This is a genomic window from Thermosynechococcus sp. M98_K2018_005, assembly GCF_015295825.1.
Taxonomy (GTDB): domain Bacteria; phylum Cyanobacteriota; class Cyanobacteriia; order Thermosynechococcales; family Thermosynechococcaceae; genus Thermosynechococcus.
Map to the genome: position 1 here is coordinate 1 of NZ_DVEH01000094.1, position 9,241 is coordinate 9,241.

Consider the following 9,241-nt stretch of genomic DNA (forward strand, 5'->3'; position numbering starts at 1 on the left):
GAAATAGGGCTTGAACCTGGGAAAGTGGTCTTTATCAATCCCCAAGTAGCGCGGCAGACTCAGCAAGGGGGTATGGTAATCAAAGGCAGGAGGCGTCTCCTCGGTGCTCATCACTTCAATCCCCGGCAGTGTTTGACAAAGACGCACCAAGGGCGGGTAAGCAGCAAAAATCACCCGTTGGGCCCGCCGCGCCATCAAGGGCAGTAAGCGCACAAACTGAATGCAATCCCCTAGCCCCTGCTCACTATAGACAAAGAGGGTTTTCCCCTCTAGGGATTGACCTTGCCAACGGGGTTGCGGATAGGTGCGTAATCCTCCGCTGGGTTGCTGCCAGCGCCATTCATACTCTTCCCATCCCTCTGGAAAATGTCCCAGCAGCAGCAGCACAAGGGCAAAGTTGAGGCGCACATCCACTGCATCGGGGTTTAAGGCAACCGCTTGGCGAAAGTGGTGGAGGGCAGCTTGGGGCTCCCCTGTTTCCAGAAGCGCTGTGGCTAACCCAGCTTGGGCTGCACTATTGAGGGGGTTAAAGCTCAGACAGCGCTGGTAGTAACTGATCGCCCCCCTAAAGTCCGCTTCGCTGAGGCAAATTTGCCCCAGTTGCAGGAGTGCCTGTTGATGCTGATGTTCCCGCAACAAGACCTCTTGATAGCGATCGCGCGCCGCTGCGAGGTTACCCTGTAGATGCAAAGCGTACCCCAGATTGTAGTGGGCTGCCAACAGTTCTGGATTAGCACTCAAGGCGGCCTGAAACTCGCGAATCGCTGCCTCATAATTTTTCAGTTCAAGATAGACACTGCCCAGATTATTGTGGACATCGGCTTGACCCGGTTCAAGGTACAGGGACTGTTCGTAGCAAGCACTCGCTTCTGTGAGTTTGCCTTGGGCGTGTAGGCAGAGTCCTAAGTTATATAGCGTTGTGGGCAAGTCGGGATTCAAGGATAGGGCTTTTTGGTAGCAGGCGATCGCTCGCTGAGTGTCCCCCAAGTCCAGATAGGCATTCCCTAGGTTGCTATGGGCTTCCACCCACTCCGGCTTGAGTTCAAGAGCGCGTTGGTAATGGGGTAGCGCCGCCGCCGGTTGATGCAGCAAATCATGGAGAACGACCGCCAAGCGATAATGGGAAGGGGCATGCCACGGATCAAGGGCGATCGCCTGCTCATAGGCTGTCCGTGCCTCAAGGGGCTGTGCCAGTTGTTCAGCAATTAACCCCAATAGGTAATAGGCCTCTGGCTGGGGGGTCTCCTCAATAACTTGACGGGCCCACTGTTGTGCTCCGCTCCAGTGCTGTTGTTGATACAGTTGCCAAGCCTTTTTTAGCAGCGAGGCAGTTCGCCATCCAAAGATACCCACGGCTATTGTGATGAGCAGTTATTCAAATAATAGGCAACAGCGGTGGCGATCGTAGAATTCCCATTGAGATCCAAAGGGGTGGGGTCTTGGGGCGGCTGGGGTTCTGCTTGCAAAAAGTGCCAGTGGCCACCAAAAAACTCTTCATGGCTGAGGATTTGATGGCAGTGGTGCGCCTGTAATCCCGCCACCAAAACGGGGCCTTCAGCAAAATCATCACGACGAATCGTTGCCACTGGTACCCCCAAGCGACAGGCCTCCGCGTAGGTGCCATAGCCGGGCTTCGAGACAACTCGACCACAGAGGGGCATCACATCCACCGGGCGCAGTTGACGGCCACAGAGCTTCAGTAAGTTTGGCATATCCTGCGGTGCAGCCCCATCAAAGGTGAGAAACTGCCAATCGGGAAAGTCCTTGAGGGCTTCATAGGGAACGGCTTGCAGGCTCAAACCGCCAAAGGTCAACAGAACCGTGCGATCGCGGGGAGTGATGAGGCCAAGGCGCTGCCGCAACGCCGCTGGTTCAAAACGCGGTTCGGCTCCCGTCAGCCCCACGGGTTCTTTGTGGGGAAAGGCATTGAGGGGTTCAGCAAAGGGCAGTTGAAACAAGCGATCGCACCTGCTATAAAGATCACTCACCCAATCGGCAATCTCGATAAAGTCATCGCCAAAGGAGCGATAGATAAAATCCCAGCCAAAATTACTGACCATCCAACAGGGCACCCCCGCTGCATGGGCGATCGCCACCGCCAAAGGGGGAATATCCGCTAGAACGAGCAGCGCCCGATTTTGCTGAATAAAATCTGCCTCGGCGCGGATCAACTCAGGAGCTGCCGCCTGAAGTTCCAAGAGCTTGGCGCGGGTTGCGGGCAAATCCATGTGCAGACTGTCGGCTTGCACGACCCCCAGATCAAGAGCACGGGGACGGTGGATAAACTCCCCCTCCAGATTCGCCTGCAACAACCAATAGGGAGCTGCCGTCACGATCAGTGGCAAGAGATCAGGCACTTGGCGGCGAATGGCATTCACCAGCGCCGTTGTCCGCGCCACATGACCAAAGCCATGATTGGTGATTGCCACGTAGAGAGTCGGTCGAGCCACAGGATTGTTCTTGCCAAAACAGGAGTCATCTTAACATTTGTAAAAACTCTCTATTGGTGTCCCAAACATCTTTTTTCCTTGCCTAGATAGGAACACTACAGGGCTGTGCCTATAATAGATTTATTCCAGTCTATTCAAATGAATTATAAGATAGATTTATTGATGGTATTTATGAATTTATGTTGCTTTCTATGAAGATATGTAACATACTGTTGACTAGGAGCAGAGATAAGCATACCAACACGCTAGACGTTCACCCTCTCTGAAGCTGTATGACCTATACCACCGATACTCGTTTCACTCCCTCGACACTGGCCACAGCCGTTCAAGAGGTCACCACTCTTTTCAACTGCCTGAGTGTGGATGACAAACTAGGAGTTCTGTGGTTCATCTACACCGAAACGGGTCGTTCGATTACAGCCGCCGCCCCCGGTACGGCTCGCCTCCAACTGGCGGAAGGGTTGCTCAATCAGGTCAAAGCACTCAGTTTTGATGATCAACTTCAATTCATGCGGGACTTGGTGGCCAATGTGGACACCCCTCTCACCCGTGCCTACGGTGTCTTTAGCCCTAACACTAAGCTCGCCTTCTGGTATCAACTGGCAGAACTGATGAAACAGGGGTTTGTGGTACCTGTGCCCCCCGGTTATACCCTCAGCCGCGATGCTGATCGCGTGTTTGCAGCCATCAAAGCCCTTGACGTTGGTCAACAGATTACTGTCCTGCGGAATGCAGTGGTCGCCATGGGTGTGGATCCACTTGCCGTCTAATTGAGATGCCATGGGTTACGCAAGGGGGCAACTTGCTCCCTTTTTTTGTCTCGCTTCAAACCACTGAGGAACTGAAAACATGACCCATCTTGTTCAAGAGAGTCCCATTCTCGGCATTGATGAACCGTCGCTGATCGCTTATTTTGTTGCCCTCAACGATGAACGCTACGAAGAGGTGGCCGCCCTGTTTGCTGAGGAGGGAGTTCTCTATCCGCCCTTTGAGGACGCCGTCATTGGCCGGCGGGCGATCGCCCATTATCTCCACCTTGAAGCCGTGGGTATGCGGGCAGAACCCCTTAAAGGAGAACTACTGAGCACAGAGGGCACAGAACGTCGCTACCGCCTTGTGGGTAAGGCTAAACTCCCCCTCTTTAGCGTTAATGTCGCTTGGCAATTTGGCCTCAATGCTGCGGATCAAATCACGTTTGTGAAAGTGGACTTGCTGGCAACTTTGGAGGAACTCCTCAACTATCAGCCTCTGCGTCAGCAGCGCTAGGACGACCGGGAAACACCTCGGACTCTAAGGCCTCCACGCGATCGCGCAAATTGTGGAGAATGCCCGAATGACTTAGGCGTACCGCTGCTAACTGTTCCCGTAGGCGATCGTAGTTTTCGGGCAGTTGTTGACGCAGATGAATCACCTCACGGCTGAGGGCATTGACTCGTCGCTCTAAATCCGCCACTCGTTCAGGCAAATGATCCGCTTGGGTATAAAACTTGCAAACAATGTCAACGATTGCCGCTTCAAGGCTAGTAAATCGATGCTCCCGCTGATAGGCATACAGCCAACTGAGAACATCTGGCGGTAAATGCTCCGTAATTTCCGACTCAGAATTCACGATTTTATCCTGTTCTATCCTGTGGCAGGCCGTACTTCTATTTTGTTATTTTGTCGCTGTTATTTTGTCGCTTTAGAGAGAGGAGTGGCGAGAGGGTCGAAGTATTGGAACGCTTGTAGTCAGGCAGAGCCACTGCCATTAAGCAAAAACTTGGGAGACGTCAGCCAAAAGAGTTGACTATTACCAAGGGGTTCGGTTTCTGGAATCTTCAGGCCAATGATGCCCGCCTTCTTGAGTTGGATGTGTCCCGAGGCTTTACCACAGGTGAGCAGTTCTGCCCAGTGACTGAGATTGGGTTCGTGACCCACCGCCATTAGGGCACCCTCATGTTCTTGACGCCAGTGGCTCAGCCAATGGAGCCATTCTTGCAAGCTGCCACTCGGCGCCAGCAGGTCAGAAATCATCAGATCGGGAGCAACCCCCACTTCAAGGAGAATTTCTGCCGTTTGCCGTGCCCGCACTAGTGGCGAGGAGAGAATGAGTTCTGCCTCAATGCCTAAATCGAGTAACCGCCGTGCAATCTGCTGGGTTTTCTTTTGGCCTTTGGCCGTCAGGGGGCGATCGCTATCACTACCTTCAAAGACCTCCCGTTCGACCGCGATTCCGTGGCGGAAAAAAAAGACTGTTAGCTCCCTCATAGAGACTTAAAAACTTACATTACTGTGAACAGTGCCTTACTCCGTACCGTGGAGGACATTGTTCTTGGGATTGACGAGGTGGAGGAGCTTCTGCTTAATCTGCGTATCGTAAACATTCCACTTGAGTTTAGCGTATTCTGGATTCTCATTGAGACCCGACAAGAAGCCCACCGGAATTTCAAAACCGCCGGCTTGGGAGCGACCACCACCAAAGAAGCGTCCTTGGCCATCCTTACCAAAAGCCTCTTTGATAAATTCGTCAGGGTCAAGGGTAATTTTTGTCGTGCGCAGCGAACCGATAATCAGTTCCACCTCTTCATCTTCGTCGTGGACAAGGCCATAGACAACGGCAGTGTGGACGTTCTCTTCGGTAACGAGGAAATCGGCCGCTTGAGGAATGGCATCGCGGTCTTCATAACGGATATAGCCCACGCCAGAAATTGAGAAATTATTGTGAATGGAGCGGTTTTTCAGCGATCGTTCGATGACATCCATCACCTGCTTCGAGCGGTGAGACTGCAAAATGGTGTTCAGCAGTTGATAATCAATAAAACGACTCAGAAAGGCGGCTGCGAGAAAGTCCTCTTCTTTGGCTTGTTTGAGGCAATCGGTGTCGGAGCGCAGGCCATGCATCAGAGCCGTGGCACATTTCACATGAACTGGGTTGCTACTGTCGAGGGTGAGCAGCCCTGCTTGCAGGTATTGGGTAAAGATGGTAGCCGTGGCGCGGGTCGTTGGTCGAATGTCTGTAAACTCGGCCTGAATGGCTTCTTGGAGACTGTGGTGATCAATGATGGCGATCGCGGGCAGGCCAGCCCCCTGCACCATGGGCAGCAATTGACTGGTGGTGCCTTGGTTGTCAATGAGAACGTAGCCTTGGTAACAGGTACAATCCCGCTGATCTTTATTTTTCGTACCTTGCACCGCCCAGCGCACGAGGGGCATCCCCGTCAGCCGCACTAGGGTGATATTCTCCTGATGGCTCAGAGCACCGGCGTAGGCAATATCGCACTGAATCTCAAACTGCTCAGCAATGAGCTTATAGGTCCATGCCGAAGAAAGGGCATCAGGGTCAGGAAAATCTTGGAGAATAATCAACTGCCGTGTACCGCGATGGCGTTCCAACATTTGCCGCAGCGCTTCGGCACGGGGGTCACTCAAGCGAACTTCCGCCTTTACCAATTCTGTAGAGGTCGTCTCCGATTTCACCAGTGCGTTACCATTCAGTTCAGGGTGAGTAGAACTGACATCACTGGTAGCGGGGTCACTGAGTTCAAGTGGATGGGGAGATTGCATAGTTGTTTCAGCGTTGGATAACAGGGTTGAACCCAATGGGGAACGCGCAGAGGATAGTTGTCGTCACCGTACCGTCAACGACTCCATCTCGATCTTGGCAGATATTTTATCGTTTGGCATCCCCCCTTGGACAGCGATTGCGCCAGTGGCGATCGTCCCATGCTTGGCAGCCTATAGCTTTTACTTTAGCGATCGCTCTGTTTTTTGCGGGAACCCACAGTGTGAAAGCGCAGCAGGTCTGGCGGGGCAGTGAATCAGTCCCCCTGCAAAGAGCCTATGCCGACTGGCAGCAAAAGCACATCCTCTATTTGGGTGAGACCCACGATAGTGTGGCCGATCATCAGGCACAACTGCGAATTTTGCAAGAGTTGCAGCGGCGGGGTCGCCCCCTAGCGATCGCCCTTGAAATGATTCAGCGTCCCTTTCAAGCCGCCCTCGATGCCTACATTGCCGGTGAAATTACCGAGATGGAATTGCTGGAGCAAACCCAATATGCTCAGCGCTGGGGCTTCCCTTGGTCGCTGTATGCACCGATTTTTCGCTTTGCCAAGGAGCAGCAAATTCCCCTGATTGCCCTGAATACGCCCACGGAAGTCACTCGCCAAGTGGCACGCCAAGGCCTAGAGAGCTTAGGGGAAGATGATTTTCGCTATATTCCGCCCCTGACAGACATTGACTTGAGCAACACCGCCTATCGCGATCGCCTGAAGGAGATTTTTGTTGCTGCCCATCAGGGGGTGAGCCACCGTATGAATTTTGACTTCTTTTACCAAGCTCAAGTCCTTTGGGATGAAACAATGGCTAAAGTCATTGCTAAACATCATCAGCGGCATCCCGATCGCCTGATTGTAGTGCTGACAGGGCGGGGTCATGTTTATTTTGGCGATGGCATTCCCCAGCGGGTACAGCGACGGCTCTCCCCCAACCTCCGCCAAGCAATTATCCTTCTCAATCCCACAGCAACGGAAAAAGCCAAACCCCGCATTGCTGACTGGTTTTGGCAAAATGACCCCTCTCTCTAACCTAATCAGCCAAGCCATGTTCAAGGGCAAAGCGCACGAGTTCTGTGCGGCTACTGGTACCTGTTTTCACAAAGAGGCGACTGACGTACTTTTCAATATTGCGAACACTGGTATTCAGTTGGCTGGCAATTTCCTTATTCATCAGACCCTTGACCACCAGTTGCAGAACGCTGGCTTCGCGGGGGGTGAGATCCAGCTGAATGGGGGGAGCCGTGGGATTGCGTTTGCCCTGTTGGAGGAGCATTGCCCGCAGTTCGGCAATTTGTTGGGCTAGATTGGCGAGATTGGGTTCTGCCTCATCGCGAGCAGCCGCTTGGCGCCGCAGCAGATTTTTAATAATGGCCACCAGTTCATCGGGGTCAAAGGGTTTGGCTAGATAGGCATCACAGCCAGCGTCATAGCCTTGGATGCGATCGCGCTTCATGCCCCGCGCTGTGAGGAAGATAACGGGAATATGGTTGAGATGGGGCTGTTGGCGCACCGTTTCCAAAAAGGCATAGCCATCCATCTGCGGCATCATAATATCCGTAATAATCAGGTCGGGCACATTGGTTTCTAGGTACTCCAGAGCCGCTTGACCATTGGCCACTGCTGTCACCTCAAAGCCACTGTCCTCTAAATAGGCCGTCACCGCCTCGCGCACCCCCGGTTCATCATCCACCAGTAGTAATTTTGCTGTCATTGCCTCTCTCCTACTTCCGTAGAACCCAATTTATCCATGGTTTATTATTATTTGCAGTCTCTGTTTGGAATGTTTTAATGGCAATTATTGCGCTGCGGGCATGGTACCTACCGCAGTATGAACCCCTTGAACAGATCGAGCAACGCCCCCACGATCTACGGCTCAACAAAAGTAGCTTGCTGAAAACAGCATTGCGGGCAGATTTTCTCGATGACTTAGCAATAGTGCAGCGTTCGGAGTGGTTTCAGCGCTATCGCCTTGGTGAAACCGTGGAATTTTACATTGAGGGGAGTGGCAGCTATACGATCGCCAACATTGATGTTCTCAGTCATGAAATCTATTTCATCAAGAGCGATCGCCTGAGTTACTTGGAACCCACCCTCTTTTTCAGTGCCGCCGATAGCCCCAGTAGTGATGAGATTCGTACCGCCCTCAAAGCGTTTGTGGTCAATACCCCCAGCCGCTACCCCTTGGAACTGGTGGAAAGCCCACGCTCAGCTACCGCTCCTCTGCGCCTAGATAGTCCAGTCATCACCCAATTGCGTCGCTCGCTGCTGTTTATTGCGGATGGCACAGCAGTTGAGAATGGCCAGTTGTCCACCCTGATTGCCCTAGAACTCGGCTACGCCCTTGCCAGCAAACGCCGTAATCAAATCCTTGTTATTCAGCAGGAGCACCCCAGCCAGCGGGCACCTCTTCCGATTGAAGTTCCCAGTCGTCAGCGCCTCATCTATAGCCATTCCCAAGAGCTAGCCGAGAAATTGCCTTCCGTGCTGCAAACCCTCTTGGAGCCTTTTGATTTCCATTGATATTTCCATAGGGGAGCCCGTTTCGGGAATAACCTGACCGTTAACGAACGAGATCGTAGAGCAGGTGGGAAGGAACGCCAGCCGCCAAGAGAAGGCGCGGTAGAGTGGGCAGGACACGACAGCAATGCTGAATGAAATGATGAATCCACCGTTGCAAGGTTTCGACTTCGTTGTTGGTTAAAAGTTGATCGGGGGGTGTGAAATTCCGGTTGTGGAAGTGCTCCACTTGAATTTTTGCCAGCCAGCTTTCACGGGGTCGCGTCAATAACCAATAGTTAGTAACAATCATCTTGCCAAGGTAGCGTACTGTTACTTCCGTAATTCGCCGACAGTATTCGTAGTAATCGGCAAGGTTTGTGGATTCATGGTTTACAGTAGGTGCAGGAATCTGCTCTTGGGTCTCCGCAATCTGACTAAAGAAAGACATCAAATCTGCTAAGGCATTGTGGGAAACAGGAAGTTCAATACCAATGAGGTCAAAAATTTTCTGCTCAAGCTCTTGAAGCTGGTGGGTTTGATGTGGCTCGTTAACTTTTATTTTCTGATGTAACTCAATGAGAAATTCTAATTGATTCAGTTGTGGATAGGTTAAATGATCTAGACTAATGTAACGCTCTAGGTATTCTTCGTTAATGCCCAGTGGGTGGGTGTCAGGGGTCACATAGGACTGAATGGCGGGATGCTCTGCCAGTAAGCGCCGCACATAGTAGCGAGTGACTGGAGAAATATTCATAG

11 protein-coding genes are annotated in these 9,241 nt (G+C 52.3%); 4 read left to right on the forward strand and 7 right to left on the reverse strand.

Annotated elements, in window-relative coordinates; genetic code table 11:
* Positions 1-1,353: tetratricopeptide repeat protein (locus IGQ15_RS11340; protein ID WP_297051855.1), on the reverse strand; the 1,353-nt coding region annotated here is incomplete at its 3' end.
* Between the two features lie 2 nt (positions 1,354-1,355).
* Positions 1,356-2,450 (reverse strand): glycosyl transferase, encoded by a 1,095-nt coding sequence (locus IGQ15_RS11345; protein ID WP_297051858.1) that lies wholly within the window; start codon positions 2,448-2,450, stop codon positions 1,356-1,358.
* 272 nt (positions 2,451-2,722) lie between these two features.
* Here IGQ15_RS11345 and IGQ15_RS11350 point away from each other — a divergent pair, with 272 nt between their 5' ends.
* Both IGQ15_RS11350 and IGQ15_RS11355 read left to right on the forward strand, forming a co-directional pair.
* Positions 2,723-3,220, forward strand: a complete 498-nt coding sequence (locus IGQ15_RS11350) for an orange carotenoid protein N-terminal domain-containing protein (RefSeq protein ID WP_297051860.1) — start codon at positions 2,723-2,725, stop codon at positions 3,218-3,220.
* A gap of 79 nt (positions 3,221-3,299) precedes the next feature.
* Positions 3,300-3,716 (forward strand): nuclear transport factor 2 family protein, encoded by a 417-nt coding sequence (locus IGQ15_RS11355; protein ID WP_297051864.1) that lies wholly within the window; start codon positions 3,300-3,302, stop codon positions 3,714-3,716.
* Here IGQ15_RS11355 and IGQ15_RS11360 read toward each other — a convergent pair.
* The 3 genes from IGQ15_RS11360 to IGQ15_RS11370 all read right to left on the reverse strand — a co-directional run bounded on the left by IGQ15_RS11360 (position 3,685) and on the right by IGQ15_RS11370 (position 5,993).
* A complete protein-coding gene (locus IGQ15_RS11360) occupies positions 3,685-4,059 on the reverse strand; it encodes a hypothetical protein (protein ID WP_297051865.1) in 375 nt (124 codons plus the stop codon). The genes IGQ15_RS11355 and IGQ15_RS11360 overlap by 32 nt on opposite strands.
* 119 nt (positions 4,060-4,178) lie before the next feature.
* On the reverse strand, positions 4,179-4,697 hold the full coding sequence (sixA, locus tag IGQ15_RS11365; protein WP_297051868.1) for a phosphohistidine phosphatase SixA: 519 nt from the start codon (positions 4,695-4,697) through the stop codon (positions 4,179-4,181).
* Between the two features lie 36 nt (positions 4,698-4,733).
* Positions 4,734-5,993, reverse strand: coding sequence for a bifunctional oligoribonuclease/PAP phosphatase NrnA (locus tag IGQ15_RS11370; protein ID WP_297051871.1), 1,260 nt, complete (start codon positions 5,991-5,993; stop codon positions 4,734-4,736).
* Between the two features lie 113 nt (positions 5,994-6,106).
* On the opposite strand from IGQ15_RS11370, the gene IGQ15_RS11375 reads away from it, so the two are divergent.
* A complete protein-coding gene (locus tag IGQ15_RS11375; protein WP_297051874.1) occupies positions 6,107-7,015 on the forward strand; it encodes a ChaN family lipoprotein in 909 nt (302 codons plus the stop codon).
* Position 7,016: 1 nt separating this feature from the next.
* Here the strand turns inward: IGQ15_RS11375 and IGQ15_RS11380 are convergent, their stop codons facing one another.
* The gene (locus IGQ15_RS11380; RefSeq protein ID WP_297051877.1) at positions 7,017-7,697 is read right to left on the reverse strand and encodes a response regulator transcription factor; all 681 of its coding nucleotides are present in this window, start codon (positions 7,695-7,697) and stop codon (positions 7,017-7,019) included.
* A gap of 77 nt (positions 7,698-7,774) precedes the next feature.
* On the opposite strand from IGQ15_RS11380, the gene IGQ15_RS11385 reads away from it, so the two are divergent.
* Positions 7,775-8,506, forward strand: coding sequence for a hypothetical protein (locus IGQ15_RS11385; RefSeq protein ID WP_297051880.1), 732 nt, complete (start codon positions 7,775-7,777; stop codon positions 8,504-8,506).
* A 40-nt stretch (positions 8,507-8,546) separates the two neighbouring features.
* On the opposite strand, the gene IGQ15_RS11390 is transcribed toward IGQ15_RS11385, so the two are convergent.
* On the reverse strand, positions 8,547-9,241 hold a 695-nt coding region (locus tag IGQ15_RS11390), incomplete at its 5' end, for a hypothetical protein (RefSeq protein WP_297051882.1).